Origin of the sequence: Evansella clarkii, assembly GCF_002019695.1 — a bacterium.
Lineage (GTDB): Bacteria > Bacillota > Bacilli > Bacillales > Salisediminibacteriaceae > Evansella > Evansella clarkii.
Map to the genome: position 1 here is coordinate 4,925,808 of NZ_KV917376.1, position 17,004 is coordinate 4,942,811.

17 protein-coding genes are annotated in these 17,004 nt (G+C 41.9%); 5 read left to right on the plus strand and 12 right to left on the minus strand.

Annotated elements, in window-relative coordinates:
- The first annotated feature begins 7 nt into the window (after positions 1-7).
- Together BK582_RS23410 and BK582_RS23415 are read left to right on the plus strand one after the other, a co-directional pair.
- Positions 8-592 carry an HTH-type transcriptional regulator Hpr gene (locus BK582_RS23410; RefSeq protein WP_078597343.1) on the plus strand — a complete coding sequence of 195 codons (585 nt, stop codon included), beginning with the start codon at positions 8-10 and terminating at the stop codon, positions 590-592.
- Positions 593-1,038: 446 nt separating this feature from the next.
- Complete coding sequence (locus tag BK582_RS23415) at positions 1,039-1,593, plus strand: DUF3267 domain-containing protein (protein ID WP_078597344.1); 555 nt, start codon at positions 1,039-1,041, stop codon at positions 1,591-1,593.
- A 42-nt stretch (positions 1,594-1,635) separates the two neighbouring features.
- On the opposite strand, the gene BK582_RS23420 is transcribed toward BK582_RS23415, so the two are convergent.
- Positions 1,636-2,214 carry a YpmS family protein gene (locus BK582_RS23420; RefSeq protein WP_078597345.1) on the minus strand — a complete coding sequence of 193 codons (579 nt, stop codon included), beginning with the start codon at positions 2,212-2,214 and terminating at the stop codon, positions 1,636-1,638.
- Between the two features lie 114 nt (positions 2,215-2,328).
- On the opposite strand from BK582_RS23420, the gene BK582_RS27405 reads away from it, so the two are divergent.
- On the plus strand, positions 2,329-2,505 hold the full coding sequence (locus tag BK582_RS27405) for a hypothetical protein (protein ID WP_167553258.1): 177 nt from the start codon (positions 2,329-2,331) through the stop codon (positions 2,503-2,505).
- Positions 2,506-2,822: 317 nt separating this feature from the next.
- Here the strand turns inward: BK582_RS27405 and BK582_RS23425 are convergent, their stop codons facing one another.
- The gene (locus tag BK582_RS23425) at positions 2,823-3,068 is read right to left on the minus strand and encodes a sporulation YhaL family protein (protein ID WP_078597346.1); all 246 of its coding nucleotides are present in this window, start codon (positions 3,066-3,068) and stop codon (positions 2,823-2,825) included.
- Positions 3,069-3,208: 140 nt separating this feature from the next.
- On the opposite strand from BK582_RS23425, the gene BK582_RS23430 reads away from it, so the two are divergent.
- Positions 3,209-3,529, plus strand: coding sequence for a hypothetical protein (locus tag BK582_RS23430; protein ID WP_078597347.1), 321 nt, complete (start codon positions 3,209-3,211; stop codon positions 3,527-3,529).
- 160 nt (positions 3,530-3,689) lie between these two features.
- Here the strand turns inward: BK582_RS23430 and yhaM are convergent, their stop codons facing one another.
- The 6 genes from yhaM to BK582_RS23460 all read right to left on the minus strand — a co-directional run bounded on the left by yhaM (position 3,690) and on the right by BK582_RS23460 (position 11,647).
- Positions 3,690-4,649: a 3'-5' exoribonuclease YhaM gene (gene yhaM, locus BK582_RS23435; RefSeq protein ID WP_078597348.1), complete on the minus strand. Its 960-nt coding sequence runs from the start codon at positions 4,647-4,649 to the stop codon at positions 3,690-3,692.
- Between the two features lie 72 nt (positions 4,650-4,721).
- Positions 4,722-6,095: a sensor histidine kinase gene (locus tag BK582_RS23440; RefSeq protein ID WP_078597349.1), complete on the minus strand. Its 1,374-nt coding sequence runs from the start codon at positions 6,093-6,095 to the stop codon at positions 4,722-4,724.
- The gene (locus BK582_RS23445; RefSeq protein ID WP_078597350.1) at positions 6,092-6,763 is read right to left on the minus strand and encodes a response regulator transcription factor; all 672 of its coding nucleotides are present in this window, start codon (positions 6,761-6,763) and stop codon (positions 6,092-6,094) included. The genes BK582_RS23440 and BK582_RS23445 overlap by 4 nt, the downstream gene beginning before the upstream one ends.
- 121 nt (positions 6,764-6,884) lie before the next feature.
- On the minus strand, positions 6,885-9,905 hold the full coding sequence (locus tag BK582_RS23450) for an AAA family ATPase (RefSeq protein ID WP_078597351.1): 3,021 nt from the start codon (positions 9,903-9,905) through the stop codon (positions 6,885-6,887).
- Complete coding sequence (locus BK582_RS23455; RefSeq protein ID WP_078597352.1) at positions 9,902-11,140, minus strand: metallophosphoesterase family protein; 1,239 nt, start codon at positions 11,138-11,140, stop codon at positions 9,902-9,904. Before BK582_RS23455 ends, BK582_RS23450 begins: the two co-directional genes overlap by 4 nt.
- A gap of 105 nt (positions 11,141-11,245) precedes the next feature.
- Positions 11,246-11,647: a hypothetical protein gene (locus tag BK582_RS23460; RefSeq protein WP_078597353.1), complete on the minus strand. Its 402-nt coding sequence runs from the start codon at positions 11,645-11,647 to the stop codon at positions 11,246-11,248.
- Positions 11,648-12,243: 596 nt separating this feature from the next.
- Between BK582_RS23460 and BK582_RS23465 the strand changes: the two genes are divergently transcribed.
- Positions 12,244-12,429 (plus strand): YhzD family protein, encoded by a 186-nt coding sequence (locus BK582_RS23465; protein WP_078597354.1) that lies wholly within the window; start codon positions 12,244-12,246, stop codon positions 12,427-12,429.
- Positions 12,430-12,484: 55 nt separating this feature from the next.
- On the opposite strand, the gene BK582_RS23470 is transcribed toward BK582_RS23465, so the two are convergent.
- From BK582_RS23470 to BK582_RS23485, 4 genes are all read right to left on the minus strand, one after another.
- Positions 12,485-12,916: a PaaI family thioesterase gene (locus BK582_RS23470; RefSeq protein ID WP_078597355.1), complete on the minus strand. Its 432-nt coding sequence runs from the start codon at positions 12,914-12,916 to the stop codon at positions 12,485-12,487.
- A gap of 146 nt (positions 12,917-13,062) precedes the next feature.
- On the minus strand, positions 13,063-13,914 hold the full coding sequence (locus BK582_RS23475; RefSeq protein WP_078598261.1) for a Cof-type HAD-IIB family hydrolase: 852 nt from the start codon (positions 13,912-13,914) through the stop codon (positions 13,063-13,065).
- Between the two features lie 935 nt (positions 13,915-14,849).
- Entirely contained in the window at positions 14,850-15,206 is a 357-nt protein-coding gene (locus BK582_RS23480) for a YlbF/YmcA family competence regulator (RefSeq protein WP_078597356.1), read from the minus strand.
- A gap of 160 nt (positions 15,207-15,366) precedes the next feature.
- A complete protein-coding gene (locus BK582_RS23485; RefSeq protein ID WP_169911235.1) occupies positions 15,367-16,509 on the minus strand; it encodes a DUF445 domain-containing protein in 1,143 nt (380 codons plus the stop codon).
- Positions 16,510-17,004: the final 495 nt, after the last annotated feature.

A 17,004-nucleotide genomic window follows, 5' to 3' on the forward strand; every position in this document is an offset into this window, starting at 1 on the left:
GGAGTTTATGGAACAACAAACTGTACAATCCATAAAGCAATCAATAATGTTCAACCATAAGGTTGCTCAACTTAGTAAAGCTTTGTGGAAATCTATTGAAAAAGACTGGCAAAGCTGGATTAAACCTTTTGACCTGAACATTAATGAACACCATATCCTCTGGATTGCTTATCATTTGGAGGCGGCCTCCATTTCAGACATTGCAAAATTTGGGGTAATGCACGTTTCTACTGCATTCAACTTTTCAAAAAAGCTGGAAGAGAGAGGTTTGCTTACATTTTCCAAACGCCAGACAGACAAAAGAAATACTTACGTATACCTTACCAAAGAAGGGGAAGAGTTATTCATCAAAACGATGGAAGGATATAACCCAAGTACTTACGGTGTTTACAGTGGCTCTCTTCCAATTAAAGAGCTTTACGGGAAATTCCCTGAATTTTCAGAACTGATGAGTATTATTAAACATATTTACGGGCCAGACTTCATGGATATATTTGAGAAGTCATTAACGAAAATCGAATCAGATTTTATCGAAGAGGACGGCAGGCTTACGGGCGTATCTAAACAGCAAACAGAAGTTCAGACTCCTTAAAACATACTTAAACCACCAGGATATTCGTGCCCTGGATACTTAAATTATAATTTACTCAGAAACCGGCTATAACCGGTTTTTTTTTTGGCAGCCGGCTTTTTTCACAGCTTTAAGAAATATCAGATATAGATAAGCCGTCCAGTCTCTTTTCTTTTCCAGTATTGCTCCCCTGTTTTCTGCTCCACTCATTTCGTGACCCTAACACCTCCTCATTTTTTAAGTAATTCTCTCGTCTCCTTTATAGTCATAATTATCCCTGTACGGAACCCTGGAATAAATTTCAGGATATATATAGATAATCTTTTAAGAAAATATAAAAAAAGGCTTGATTTATTCTTCGCCAGGGCTTAAATTACTATAAGTGCAATAATAATAAAACTTACTGAAAATAAGCATTCGGGAACATATCTGCGTTATTACTGGCTAATCTAAGGAGGTGTGAGCAGATGAACTGCTGGAAATCAATTTCAGTGGAGAAAGACATTGGTATGGTAAGATTGTTATTTTTATCTGCCCTCACCATGATGGTGTACTTTATGGTTTATTTTGTATTCTTCACTACATTTATTACTTCAGAGCCGTTAGTTGATTATGGAGTATTATTTTTAACGATATTAATGGTAATGGTTTTTCCCCTTCATGTTCTGCTGCACTGCCTGCCAATCTGGCTGTCTGGCAGCAAAGCAAGGATTCGGGTTAGAAAACAGCACTGGCCTTATATTTATTACTCAGCAATGGGTACCATTTCGAAACAGACTGCTATTTTATCAGCGATTTTTCCAGGGGTGGTTATCACCACAGGATCAGTTCTTGTAACGGTCACAATGCCTCACATTATGCATTACATGGCAATGATGTCTGCCCTTAACATTGGTATTTGTGTGTATGATTTTTTGCATATGAAGCAGTTGTCAAGAGCCCCTAAAAAATGCCTTGTCGAGGAACATCGGAACGGTTACCATATCCTGTATGATAACCAGTTTACTAAAATAAGAAATTAATAATTTAGGCGGATCCAGTTTTTTATCCGGATCCGCCTTTTACTATGGGATAACAATCTGTATTTCTATATCATCCTCTGGAAGATTGAGACTCTGTACTTCAATCTCCACTTCCTCTGAGATGCCATGACGGAGATCAAGGTAAAACTTGCTTTCCTCAGGAAGCACATGGATCCAGTCAGGAAGGTCATCACCATCCTGAATCAGGTTGAATACAGTGCTTGAAGGGAGCCCAAGACCAGCAATACTGAAAGATCTTGAAACAAGTTCCACATTGCCTCCATCAGTAACTAGAGGCTCCAGTTCCATCTCAACAGGCACGGTAAATCCCAGTGCTTCTACCTCCGTGTGAAAATATACGAGATCCTCAAGATAGAGCTGGTAGTCCTCTCCTTCTCCACTTTCCGCTAACTCTTTCTCCAGCCAGTAATTTATGTCATCTCTCGAAGCAGATACGGTAAACCTGGCACCTTCCGTCTGTTCAGTCTGCGGCCTTTGGAAATCGTCATTTACTGCACCTGAGGAAATAGAAAAAAGATATACAGCCAGGGAAGCAATAATGATAAAAATAATACCGGCCAGAATAATGAAGGCTATTCTCCAAGGGTTTTGTGTTTTCATAAACAACCTCCTGTTAATATTTGAGTTTATTGATTTACAGCGTATGACTATTCAATTTCCCGATATTTTGTTACAGTATATACAGGAGTCTACCTAATAAGTGGGGGTTACTACATGCTACCTTTCTTTTTATTTGCAATCTTTTATTTGTTTGTGATTAACTCTATGACAAATACATTGGTTATCCAGAAGGAAATACCTGAAGAACGGCAGGCCAAGGTGTTCCGGACAATAAATATTCTGATCACCATCCTGCTCACATCATCATATTTCAGAGTTTTTGTGGCCTGACGTGATTAGGGGTTTGGCAGAGAATTTATTCTCTGCCTTTTTTCATGCTGCTACCAGAATATAATTAATATGTTCCATTATTTTATTCCATTAAAACTTCCATTTCAATGCTGCTGGATCCTCAAGCGCATGTCCAATTGGGGGAGCCGATCCTCCTCCAGTTCAAGTACGATACAATTATCCAAAGATTATTTATTCATAGATAAGGAAAAACCAACAGACCAAATCATCAGATTTGGTCTGTAATTTAGTACACCTTTTTATATATTCCCATGAAACAGAACAATTTATTAATTGCTACCAGTCCTTTATTGATGCTATTGCTGCCTTTTCTCTTTATACTTTCTTAGAAATTCCTCTCCTTCTTCTTCGATTAGTTTCTGTTCTGCCTTTTCATCTGCCAGCCTTGTCTGGATAAACATAACCGCGCAAAAAACAATCGCAAGATATATTCCATAAATCCACCAGTGAGCAGGTCCCCCTGCTGCCGCAGCAAACTGCCATAGAACTACTCCAATAATTACTAATCCAATTACCGGAAAAATAACTACAGATGGCCTCATACCTCTTCCTCCTCCGCCATTCTATCTTTCTATTAAACTCTATGAAGAAGAAGCATAAATATGATAGGAAGTTATAGGAAGTTTGATTATTATTTTTACGGGGAATAAAGCACATAACACGATATACGGAGGGAATAACAATGAAAAACAAACCACTGGCACAATGGACATACGGTGAATTTCAGGAACATCTTGTACAACACGTCATGAATCATCTGGAAAAGAACGAAATTACATCCCCTCTTATTTATTTTCCCCTTGTAAACGAAAAAGTGGAAACATTCTTGTTCGCCCACTGGCAGGAAGCCTGGGATCAGTGTTCTCAATTAACATGGGAAGAGTGGAGAAATGATAATTGTTATAAAATATTTGAAGATGAGGTTATTAACGATACATTAAAAGAAGCACAGCTTATGGATATGAGAGGACCTGAACCGGTTGAGGAAAGAGAATTAATATAATGAGTTTTCAATATAAAAAGGAGGTGTTCTGAAAGCTTTACCAGAACACCTCCTTTTCAGTTTTTCAGGGAAGTCCCCCGGCACCTTGAATGGCCAGTACTTTCTTACCACTTTTGCGCAGAAAAAGAGTAAGGCCGCCTTAAAGGCGGCCTCCGCATTCTTACATATCAAATGGGACTTTATGAAACTTCGGCTTATAAAAAGAGCGGTTATCCATTGCATAAACTCTTTCGCTGAATTCCCCTGGCATTACTCTGTCAAGTGCTCTGTCCATCATAAACATTTTTGCATCGAAATTATCGATCATGTGGAGGATTTCTGCTTCCCTGATAAGAGGAGGTTTAGGGCTGCCCCATTCACCTTTACCATGATGGCTGAGAACCAGATGCTGCAGTACTGTTACCTCATCACCGTCTATTTCCAGCTCTTTTGCTGTCTCATCAATTTCGTTAACGATAATGGATATGTGACCAATAAGCTTCCCTTCCAGCGTATACTGGGAATCCAGAGGCCCTGAAAGTTCTCTGACTTTTCCAAGGTCATGGAGTATTACTCCGGCATAGAGTAAATCTTTATCAAGTGTCGGATAAAGCTGCGCAATACTATTTGCCAGATCAAGCATCGTTACAACATGGTATGCCAGCCCGGAAACGTACTCATGATGGTTTTTAGTCGCAGCAGGAGCTTCAGCAAAAGCCTTCTGGTGCTTTTTAAACAAATGCCTCGTAATCCTTTGTATTTTCGGGTTCTTCATCTCGAATATATACTGGGTGACTTTCTCGATCATCTCCTGGGGATCAAGCGGAGCTGAAGGAAGGAAGTCGGATGTTTTCACATGGTCCATGCCGGTTGTAGGTCTGATCGCCTTTATCTTTAACTGCCTGGCTCCACGGAATTCCTGAATTTCCCCATGAACATGGACGATTACAGAACTGACAAATACCTCCTGGTCTTCAGGTGATACTCCCCATAGCTTTGCTTCAATTTCTCCAGTCTGGTCTGACATCTGCAGTGTCAGAAAAGGCTTTCCGTTGCTGGCTATTCCTTTTTTCGCGCTTTTTATCAGTAAATATTGTTCAATGTTTTCCCCGATTTGATAGTAATTGATACCTTTCTTCATTCTTCTCCCCCCTGCCGGAAATTATTAAGTCTGTTATTTCAAATCTTTAACTTCTGGGCCTTATGGGATTCCTCAGCTTTTCCCGCTTCCTTTTCTAGGACGTTCGCCCTTCGGAAAAACCATAGAAAAACATACACCGTCCTGCTCATTTGCTACAGTCGGATATCCTCCATGAAGTTCACAAATACGTTTTACAATCGCCAGTCCTAAACCAAACTGGCCTTTATTCCCTTTCCTGAATGGGGTGAAAATATGTTCAATCTCTTTTTCAGGAATGTTTTCTCCATTGTTTCTGACCCGTATAATAACTTTGTCCTTCTTTTCCTCTGCTGAAAGCTCTATGGAATCCCTTGCATATCTCATAGCGTTCTCCACTAGGTTTTCCAGGAGAACACTCAGGAGCTCTTTATCACCATTAAGTGATACAGAATCTCCATGAACGGATATGTGTACATCTTCCCTGTGCAGGAAAAACCTCTCTTCAATCGCATATGCAATAGAGCCGAAGGGGAACGCCTCTTTTTCCATAGGACTTTCTTTTAACGCGTCCAGTTTTGTGTAATAAAGCATATCTTTAACTCTTTTTTCCATCCTGTTCGACTCTTCAATAATAACATCCATGGTCTTTTCTATATTTTCCTTAGGAAGAATACCGTCTTTTACGGAAGTGGCATAACTTTTCACTACCATAATTGGTGTTTTCAGTTCGTGAGAAGCGTGCTGAATAAATGTCTTTTGCGCCCGGTCATAGCGTATAAGATTCTGGCGCATTTTTTCAAACTGTCCGGATAATTTCTCGAAATCCTTATCGCCTTCCCAGTAAAAAGGCTCCTTCCAGTTACGTTCCGCAATCTGTTCAAAATGGTTTCCTAAGCTGGTAAGCGGCATCTTCAGATAGTGCTTGAGCCAGAAAGCTGGTATAAGGCTTAACAACCCTGCAATCAGAATAATATAAGCAAGAGTGCCCCAAAGTCTGTTTACCATCTGATTGAGATAGGTATCCCACATATAGGAAATATGGTAGGCTTCGCCGCCGGTTGTATAGACTTTGTAAATAACATAGAACAAAGTGGCTTCATTGTATGTCAGCTGATACCGGCCTCTCCGTTCCATCTGATTATGAGCTTTTTCCCCCATCTCCCTCAGTACCTCGGTAGGCACAGGCCCGCCTTCTATGGTTCCAAATTGATTAATCAGAGTAATATGCCCTACGGATCTTTCTGCGTTCCTCCGCTCTATAAAATCAATTTCCGAGGTAGGAGGAACGAGGTGTTCCCCGTGAGGGTTGGAAAACCTGGCTTGTTCCTGTTCGATAATTCGGTATGTTTCTTCAGTAAGAGTGTTCTGCAGCGAAAAATGATAGATCGTTCCTACAAGCAGGCCGACCATAACAATAATGGCTATAAAAGAAAACCAAATCCGCTGCGTTAAGTTAAGCTTTATCATGAAGACAGAACCCTGTATCCGTATCCGTAAAGCGTTTCTACATGTATTCTTGGAAGCTTTTTGCGTACCCGGCGGACTACATCATCCACCGCACGTTCAGATCCGTAATAGTCTGATCCCCAGACATACTCGATTATATCCTCTCTTGAGAGAGCCTTCCCTGTGTTGGTTGTAAGCAGAATAACAAGATCCATTTCTTTCGTCGTCAGTTCGATCGTTCTGTCGTCATCTGTAACTGTCCTGCCCTGAGGATCGATCACATAGCCGTTTAATTCTACTTTTTCAGCTTCCTGTCCGTCTTCGGGATAAGCTCTTTTCAATAGTTTTTTTGCCCTGATAACCAGCTCTTCCGGAAGAAATGGTTTAGCCAGATAATCATCGCTTCCAAGCTCCAGGCCGAGTACTTTGTCCAGGTCTTTGTCACGTGCAGATATAAATATCACCGGAGTGTCTTCGTAATTTTTGATAGCCTTTAACAGCTGATAACCATCCATACCAGGAAGCATTATATCAAGCACCCATAAATGAGGAGGGCTTTCAATGTGCGAAGAGGCCTCTTTACCGTCAGTAAAATGTGTCACTGCCCAGCCTTCTTTTTCCATATATGCTTTTATTACTTCTCCCAGATTTTCTTCATCTTCTACAAGGTAAATTTGATATTGGCTCATTTTAAAACAACCACCCTCCGCATTTCTGATTGAAAAGAGCAGTTAAGTTTTGAATACAGGCTGCCCTTTTAAATTTTTCTCCTGTGAATATTTTAATATAAATATACCGGAAAAGAAATTATCAGCCGGCCGCTGCTTCTGATTCTTCTCCCAGCTGATGAATTATACCGGACTGTACCTCTTCGGAGAGATGTTCATGGCAGGTAAAGAATAAAACCTGCCTTGACTCCGAGATCTTTTTGAGCAGCTCATTTACCCTGCTTCTCCGCAATTTGTCCATATTTACAAAAGTCTCATCCATAAACAAGGGAATACTGCTTTCGCTTCTGTATTTTGAGGCGAGAGCAAACCTGATTGCCAGATAAAGCAGCTCACAGGTTCCCCGGCTTACTTCAGACGGGTCGAATCTCGCCCCGTCGTTTCTTTCAAGAATAAACCTTTTCTCTCCAAGAGGGGCATAAACTCTCGTATACCTTCCATTAGTGAGAAAAGCAAAGAGACTCTCTGTCTCTCTGATCACTTCCGGCTGCCGCTCTTTTTCATAAACGGCCTTTACTTGTTTAAGAAGATCATTTCCTGTTGCCAGAACAGCCCATTTTTTAACAAGATACTGAAGCTCTTCTTTCATCTGTGAGAATTCCATCTGAAGTTCTTCATATTTCCCATCTTTTTCAAGATGTGAAATTTCTTTTTTTATCTGTACAAGCCTCTCAACTACTTTGTCATTCTCTGTTTCTATGGAAGCATACTCATCTTTTTTCTCCTGCTGTTCAGCAGAAGGGTCCGCGTTTTCGTCAAGGAGTGCTGCATAAGCTCTTTTAAGCTCCGTTTCATCAGGCTGTATTGTCTTCATCTGAATTCGCAGATCCCTCTCCCTGTCTTTCATTTTCTGTTGTCTTTCAAATTGCGCCGCTCGCTTACGGAATTCTTCCTCACCGTCTGAACGTGCTGCTGAAAAAAGAGCTGCTTTCTTTTCTTCCAGAGCCTCTTTTTCAAATTTCAGGCGGGAAATGTTTTCTTTTATACTGCTCAGCTTTTCCTGTTTTCTGTTCAGATCTTTTTCCCTTGTTTCCTCACTGCGCACAAAATTAAGCAAACTGGAGACAGCCTCCTGAAGATCAGGGATTTCATTGTTACTGAAAAATCCCGATTTCTCTGAAAGAGAAGCCACTTCTTCTTTAAACTGGTTCTGCTCTTCCTGCAGCAAACTTATTTTCCTGTTTGTTTTTTCAAGCTCAGATTCTGTCTGTTTCCATTCCTCCACAGCCTGAAGAAGACCTTCGCAGAAAGTCACTTCTAACTCCGGCGGCAGTTTGTATTCTATTGCCCAGCTGCGCAGCTCCCCATTAAGGGCTGCAATACGCCCAAGCCTTCTTTCCGTTTCAGTTTCCACTTCCGTTAAACGTTTTTCAGAAAGCTTGTACCTGTGCAGTGCCTCTTTATACCGCAGACGGTTTTCCTCATCTTCTCTGAGCTTCCGTTCAGCCTCACGACTGGATATAGCACCATCCGCTGAAAGTTCATGACTGAGAAAATCCAGCCTCTCATTGATTTCGTTCAGCTGTGTCTCATAATTATTCTTCGTACGAACAGCTTCTGACCGTTTCCAGAGCCCTCCGGCTAAAGCCCCCGCAGAAAGCCCTGCCAGTATGAATACAACTGATGGCCCGGTAAAATTAAATAATGCCAGACTCATTATCAGCAGCAATGCCGAAAGTAGATAAAATCCATTCTGCTGCCGGCGGTCCCTTTCAGCCTGTCTCGTTTTTTCTTCTGTAATAAACCCGAAACGTTCTTTCAGAGATTTGATTTCCCATTCAGTTTCAGGTGTCTTATTCGCTGAAGCTGATGTTTTTTTTAACTCCTGTCTTGTTTCCTCATCCAGAATCTGACTTTCTGCCCTTTCAACTTCCTTACCAGCAGATTCCGCTTCTTCCTGCAGTCTGTTTTTCTCATTTTCCGCCCTGGCTAAGTCACTTCTTTCATTTACGATTTCTTCTTTAATTCTCGTAAATTCATGCTTCATATAAGAGTGGAAAATAATATCCGAAAAAATAATTCCCCCTTTTGTCTGCCAGTTCTTTTCCAGGCGATCCATTTGATTCACTGCCGAGTTTCTGTATAATTCCTGTTCCCTTAGTTCGTTTTTGCTTTTTTTGTAGCTTTCAAACTGGTGAGATTTCGCGTAGACCTCATTTTTTATTTCCTGCAAGGATGGATGCACTGCCATAGCTTCCATTTCTTCTTCCAGCGAACTGGCTCTCAAGGTTTCTTCCTTAAGAAGAGCGCTAGTATTTATAAGTTCCTGTTGTACAGAGTCCAGTCTTTCATGGGCATTTTGAGGAAAGGTATCAATCATGTCCTCTTCGGCAAACCATAGTTCTAGCCCACGATACTCAGTGACTAATGGAAGAAGTGCAATATGTTTTTCCAGCTCATTTATAGCGGTATTGAGCTTTTTCAGCATTTCTTTGTTTCTGGCATAATTCTCTTCATTGATATTTAAATCTGACTTCAGATTTTCATACTGGCCGAGTCTCTCCTCCAGATTTTTTATTTCCTGTTCTTTCTTCTGCATCCTGTTAATCAGAAGGTTGAGCTCGGTTTTCTTTCCTCTTGGCTTGAACAGCTGCTCCATTTCCTTCTGTAGTTCTTTTTCCAGGTGAGTAACAGAACTCCCTCCTGAAAAGCCTGCGTCGTAAAGAAACTCATTTAAATCTTCCGGGTTTAAACTTCCTAAACCATTCAAACCATCCAAATCGAAATGAAAAATACCTCTGAATGTATTCAGATCAAGATTTTCAAGTATTCTCTCCAGCAGTTCTTCTCCACCATTTCTTCCATCATCCAGATGGACAGATACTTCCCCTTTCGCTCTTCTGCCCTTTACTCTTTTTACAGTTACAGTTTCCCCGATTGTTTCGAAAGTCAGTTCTCCCCCATACGCGTTTGAATTGCGGGGAATATACTGATTGTCTCCTTTCTTAGGAAACCCGAACAGCACCGCCTGAATAAAAGACATGAAGGTTGACTTCCCCGACTCGTTGCTTCCGAGAAAAATCTGAATACCGCTGTCGTCAAGCTCCCATGTCATATCTTCCCATTTACCGAAACCGTATATATGCACTTTTTTCAGTTTCATTGGTCCACTTCCTTCATGAGGCTGGAGATTAATCTGGATTCCGCTTGCGTAATAATCTCTTCCCGGTCTTCCGGAGTCAGCCTGTCTATGTATCGTTTCATTACAGGATGTGAAAACACCGGCTTTAGTGTTTTATCCAATTCTTTATCTGATGACTTGAGTATTTCTGATGTGTATATAATATCCCCTAGCAAATCATTTTGTTTTTTCAGCTTTTCTCTGTCGATATACGGGGCTGTCTGAAAACTGATACGGTCGACCCATACAGAATAAGAAACAAGTTCCTCACGAAGTAATTCCAGAAGTTCCTGCTGACTGGCACTGTCAGTTAATTCTTCATGAAGGGGCCCGTTGCCGGTTAATTTCAGGTCGGTAAAATACACCTTCTCTTTTAAAATAATAGCAGGGATTTTATCAATAATCGCAGCAATGAGTTCATCCATAGTTTCATGATCATTGATGAAGACCTCTATTTTTTCCCATTGTAAAAGGGAGGTATCCAGAAAATGAAGATTGGTGTGATGTTTTTCAAGTTCTACAAAATATGCTCCCTTTTCTCCTGTTTCTTTTCTCGTGCCTCCCTGGACATTCCCCGGGTAAACGACAGCCGGATGCATATTCAATGTCTGCCTTTTATGGATATGGCCGAGTGCCCAGTAATCGAGGTCCAGCTGTAAAAGGTCCTTTAACGCAAAAGGCGCATACGGTTCATGGCCATCCGATTGCTGGGTTTCCTGGCCATGAAGCATTCCTATGTGATAGGCTTCCATGTCGTTTTCCTTTTTAAATAGCGGGACAGGATTTTCATAAAATGCTTTTTGTGGATAACTGAAACCATATATATATGCCTTTTCTCCATTATTTTTCTCAAGGAAATAAGGTTCAGGTTCTGACGGAAAAATATGTACGTTATCCGGCATGGATACCATTTTGTTCTTATTATTAAGGGGATCGTGATTTCCATGAATAATGAACAGGGGAATTCCTGCCTCCCGAAGACGTTCTGCCTGTTTCTTTATAAACCACTGCCCTCTAAGGGATCTTTCCTCCTGGTCATATACATCCCCGCTTATTAAAACAAAATCTGCCTGACGGCTGAGTGCCTCATCAATAATTTTCTGAAAGGACACATAAGCCGCTTCCCTCGCTGTTTCTGCAAATTTTTCAGGCATATCCAAACGGGACTTTACCGGTCTTCCCAGATGTACATCAGCTGTATGTATAAATCGAAGCATACAAACCCTCCAACTCTGTTATTATGGTCAATTATAACATAAACAGAATAAACGTTCCCCTTCCGGAATGTAAAAAACCAGGCACTGTATTGTGCCTGGTTTTTATCAGAAATAAAACGGGAGAAGAATCAGGACGGTTAACCCGGCCAGCGGAAGAATTAAACGCCCGAAAGGACTTCTTCTGTACGGGTATCCGTACGGCCCGTAACCCCCGTACGCCGGGAATCCTCCATAAGGCCCGTATCCTCCGTAAAATGGAGCTGCCCCAAACCCGGGTGCAATAATACGCTGGTCCTCTCCATTATCTTCCTCACTATCATTTCCGTAACCAAATCCGGACGGTGCCCCCTGCATTGGGTAGCCGGCATATTGGTTCATCACTACCGCTAAATAAAGATTCTCATCATCCACATGCTCAACAATTCCGTCAAATTGCTGATTATCCTTTGTAGTAACAAGAACATACCGGTGCAAATGGTCCTCACACATTTTTTTCATATGCTGCATTCTGTGTAACCCCTCCTTCCACTGCCCAATATATTCAATTGCTGGGCGGATGGTTACAAAAGTGAGCAGTAGAAAACTCACTCCTTCTACTGGGCTATGTCAGAACTTCAGGCTTGAAGAAAGTCCTTAGAAAATTTAAAATAAAATTAAAGAAAAGCGCAAGCGCCTTGGTCACGAGCGACACTCTTTACCTGCGACGAGTAACCGCAGGAGCACTCTTTACCTGGACCGAGTAATCGCAGGTCCAAGCACTGGAAGGACTATGATAGAAGCCGCTCTTTGGCTTCTGAAAAGCCTGAAGTGACCTCGAGTAGCTGTCTCTTCCTCTTCTAGTAGCGCTTTGGGGCGTATCCGTCGAGACAACTCGAAGCATACTCGTGATGTAAACGCTCGTCGCTGGAGCTAGACAACTATCGTGGGATGTTATACTTTCTTATCCGTTAAAGAAAACTCGCCGATTGGCGAGCCTTTGGCGAAGACAGAGGCGTAGTTGTACTTATACTTTAGCCTTAAAAATTTTCATTACGTCGAATCGACTTCACCGCAAAAATTTTATACTTTCCGAAAAGTGTAAATTAAGCCAGGAGGGAAAATTAATGAAAAAGTACTTTTTAACAGCTTATGACAAATCAGGAAAACATTTAATTAACGAGGCTTTCGATGCAGCAGATGATACAAAAGCAAAGGAGCAGGGGCTTAGACGCCTGGAGGAGGAAAACCTGACTGAAAATCCAAGCAGGGTTGTCCGCTCTTCGGGAGGGCTTGTTCATTTCCATCAATAATTCAAAAAGCACAGGCTGGCAAGGCTAGTCTGTGCTTTTCCTGTTTATAGGTATGTCATTCAGCGATCGTATAAAAGGTGGCGGTTACATTGGCAAGGAGCCTGCCATTATCATCTTCCAGCCTGCATTCTGAAAAATGTATATTCGCACCTTTTTTCAAAAAGGAGGCATGGGCATGAATTTTTCCTTCTTTTGCAGAACGCAAAAACTGTGTTTTAAGTTCAAGTGATACAGCTGGTTTATCTGAAAAAGCTGCCACTAAATGTCCCATTGCTGTATCCGCTATATAAGTGATAATTCCTCCATGGAGAATCCCCATCTGGTTAAACATAATCTCTGTAACCGGGGCACTCAGGTGTACTGTTTCTCTCTCCTCGTCATAATCGAATTCAAAATCCATTAATGAGTATAAAAATAGTGCTCCTGAATCATCATTATGTGTTTCCAGAGCTTTTTCAAATAAGTCCCGAAGTTTCTGTTCTTCCACTTTCTTCCCTACTCTCTCTTTTTAATTATGTTCCCCTGATGAATTATAATCGCAGGAACATTCTATTTATTCCCTGATAATCGCCGGCAAAAACTAAAAACAAAAAACACGGCAGCTCTGTTCAGCCACCATGTTCTTTGTATTGATTATTTATATGTTTCTGTTCTGAGCTGTTTTCGGAAAACTTCTTTTACCATATACCCTACTCCATTTTGATTGTTTGAGCGGGTTACCCAGTCTGCCAGTGATTTCAGTTTGTCATTTGATTGCCCCATGGCTACACCCAGGCCTGCCTGTGCAACCATTTCTTCATCATTTTCATAGGAGCCGATAGCAACCATCTCACTGAGTTTTATTCCTAGTTTTTGCCCAAGCACCTGCAGCCCTCTCGCTTTTGTGGCTGAAGCATCTGTAATATCAAGGCTTCCTTCATAGGAAGAAGTCACCCTTACCTCACTTACTGCTTCTTTTATTTCTTCAATTGCATCCTGTCTCTCACTTTCATTCCAGAACTTCGCACATATTTTTGGTACTGTAAGCGGCTGGTCAATCAGGTAATTACTCGGTGAGTCTACAAAGTTTATCGGATAAAACAATGGGTCCCCCATTTTTGTATTCATCTTCGCGATCAGCTGGTTTTTCTGGTTCAGCTTATTTCCCAGTGCGTATTTTTCATGCAAAAGCCTCACATGGCAATGATAGTTTTCGAGAATATCTGTAATCTGATAAACACGGTCTGAGTCGAGACGCCGCTCAAAAATAGGAGCATCTGCATCGGCAGCTACAAACGCACCATCATGAGTTATTAAGTATACGTCATTTAGTTTCAGCGCTTTAGCAACTTTTCTGGCGGAAGGAAAAGCCCTTCCTGTCGCTAAAGTCACATAAACTCCTTTGTTTTTTACAAATTCAATTGCATCCTTAGTCTCTTTTGCCAGCCTGTGATTTGATTTTAACAGGGTACCATCGATGTCTAACGCTAATAAGCGATACGCCACTGCTGCCATCCCCCTTCATTGGTCCTTCCTTCATTGGTAAACATATATGTCCTTCCAAAAGCGAATAGAACAAAAAATGGGGTTGTGGACTGAATACAGGACCCTCTGTTACTGGAACTTTCTCCTTAGTGTCGGATGCATTGATGTAGTAGATGGAAGCATATGTTAGCCTTGGTGCAGTGTCCTCCGCATGCAGAAATGAAGGGCGTCTGCCATTTACACCTTGAGGTTGGAATTTACTATTAAAACAAGGGATGAATGGGATGATTCATCCCTTGTATAGGAAGGTTCCTGCCTCTCAAGTGGTGCAAGGACCTCTTGCATCCCTTCAGCGTGATGTTTTCCTCTTCTCAAGTGGTGCAAGGACCTCTTGCATCCCTTCAGCGTGATGTTTTCCCCTTCTCAAGTAACGCAAGGACCTCTTGCATCCCTTGAGTGTGATGTTTTCCCCTTCTCAAGTGGTGCAAGGACCTCTTGCATCCCTTCAGCGTGATGTTTTCCCCTTCTCAAGTGGTGCAAGGACCTCTTGCATCCCTTCAGCGTGATGTTTTTCCCTTCTCAAGTAACGCAAGGACCTCTTGCATCCCTTCAGCGTGATGTTTTCCTCTTCTCAAGTGGCGCAAGGACCTCTTGCATCCCTTGAGTATAGCGGCCTCCCCTTCTCAAGTAACGCAAGGACCTCTTGCATCCCTTCTGCGTGAGGTTTTCCTCTTCTCAAGTAACGCAAGGACCTCTTGCATCCCTTCTGCGTGATGTCCTCCCCTTCTCAAGTAAAGCAAGAACCTCTTGCCCTCCTGAGTGTATCATCCTCCCCTTCTCAAGTAGTGCGTCCGTCACTCTGAAGGCTGAACCTGCTCAGCCAGGATAAACAGACCTCGAAACATATTTAACAAACAAAAAACGGATGCTCATCGCATCCGTTCCTTAAACTCTTATTATCCTTGCTGTGGTTCTGCACCATACAGATCCTCAAGAGGACGAGTCATTTCTTTATTCAAATCACCGATCAGCTGGCTCATACGCTGCTCAGCTTCCATAAGCTTAGAGATTGTTTCATGCTGCTGCACTAATTCAAACTGCTTTTGTGCCTGCTGGATTTCGTCTTCAGTAATTTGAGCTCCCTGCATTTGCTTCTGCTGAAGCTCCATTTGCACGTTACGGAAGTTATCAAGCATACGCTTTGCAACCTCGTCGCTGTTAACTTCGTCATGCAAGCCCTTTAAAGTAGTAAATTCTTCTGTTTCTCTTAAGGCACTTGCAAGTTCGTGTGCCTTATCATAAGGATTAGCCATAAAATAATTTTCCTCCTTAGTTTTTTGTACGCACATCCGAAACTGGCAGTGCAGCAAAACATACGCACTATATCTATTCCCTTAAGACTATAACATGAATCCTATGCGAATTCATCCCGGGAGCAACATTCAGAATATTCCCACCTCAACCTGATGATATTTACGAGATAAACAAAATAAACAAAGCCTGAACAAGTCCTGCAACTGCGCCGATTAAAGCACCCAGCACAGCGATCATCTTCAGCTCCCGCTTAGCAATCTTCAAAACCATTTCTTCAAGATTTTCTAAAGGGAAGTTATTAACCTGGTCACTTACAATACCCTTAATTCCGATTCGTTTCATCACCGACTTTAACTGCCTTTCAGCCACCTGGGTGAAGCCATCAACGAAGGCTGGCAGCATAGTATAAGTAATTACCTTTTCGTACTGGTGAGCCCACTCTTTTAATGGCCTGTCCCATTCTCCGATAATCGGGGTTTCATCAACGATAGTCTGTACAAGATAATGTACGTTTTCTTCCAGTTTATCAGCCTTTATATAATCTTCCGGCGTCTTTTCCAGCATCTCATGCCATTCTCTCCTGATCCAGTAGGTGACATATTCATGCGCTCTTTCATCCCGGAACAGCTTAGTAAGCTCTTTCGATACAAGGGACGAAAAGGATACTCTCTGGGTAAATCTCCCGATCATTCCTCCAAAGCTCCCTTTTGTTTCAAAAAATCTGGAGACCATTTGGTCAACCTGGTCACGGCCTTCCGGAGACTGAAAGTATTCTTCACCTTTTTCAAGAACTTTAGCAGAGATTTCAGGAATGTAATCTTCTATTTTATCTTTCCATTCCTCCTGAAGCATGTCGTTGATTTTTTTATTTTTATAATCGTTAAAAAATACGAGCATTTTTCCTTTAATCGCTCGTTCGTATGCTTCTCTCGCTGCTTTGGTTGACCATGTATCACCTATATGTTCCTTAAGCCAGTCTTCCACAGTCAGTTCCTGCTGCAAAAAGGTTTCAAGAATAACTTTAATACGCCCTTCCGCTTCCTCAAGGAACTCTCCCTCAAAAATCTTCCGGGCAACTCCTTCAGGTGTAATCAGGTATTCTTCCACCATCGTACCGAGCTGATCAGCAATTTCCTCTCGTCGTTTAGGAATGAGCCCCGGAGTGAATGGCACCTGGAAGGAACCTATATATTTGGCATTATGTGGCCGGAGCAGCATTTGAATTGCAAGTATATTCGTTCCTCCTCCGACAGCCGCCCCGATCAGGATGAGGCCCGCAAACCAGTAAAATTGAAATTCCATTATTATCACCTTTTCTTTATCCCGATGCAACCGTCCGTAAAACTCCCGCCTCAAAACATGAGATGAAACGAGGATGTTCAGGCAGGAGATAACGGACGCTAACATCCCGATTGGTTCAACTAGCAATCAGCGGGGGATGAACAAAACTCCCACTGATTGAAGGTTCACTTTATTTGCACCATACAGTTTCTTACTTCATAAGATACCATATCCACTGATACCCATACTTTTAAAGTGACTCTGTTTAACTTTGTTGATGATTTTCGCTTCTGGACGCTTGCTTTCACCACAGGCATAAGCGCAACATCTGCTTAATCTACACTTCGTTCGATTTCGCAGTGTTTTCTTTACCTATGGTAATGCTTCAGCTGCAATCAACCGGAGTTTGTTCACAGTTTGATGACAGAGCCTGACTATTAATTAAAAGCTGGTCCAGTTTCCTGCCCTGTGTGCGCAGGGTGTTTATACGTATGCCGCGGGAATGAGGGATTGTAT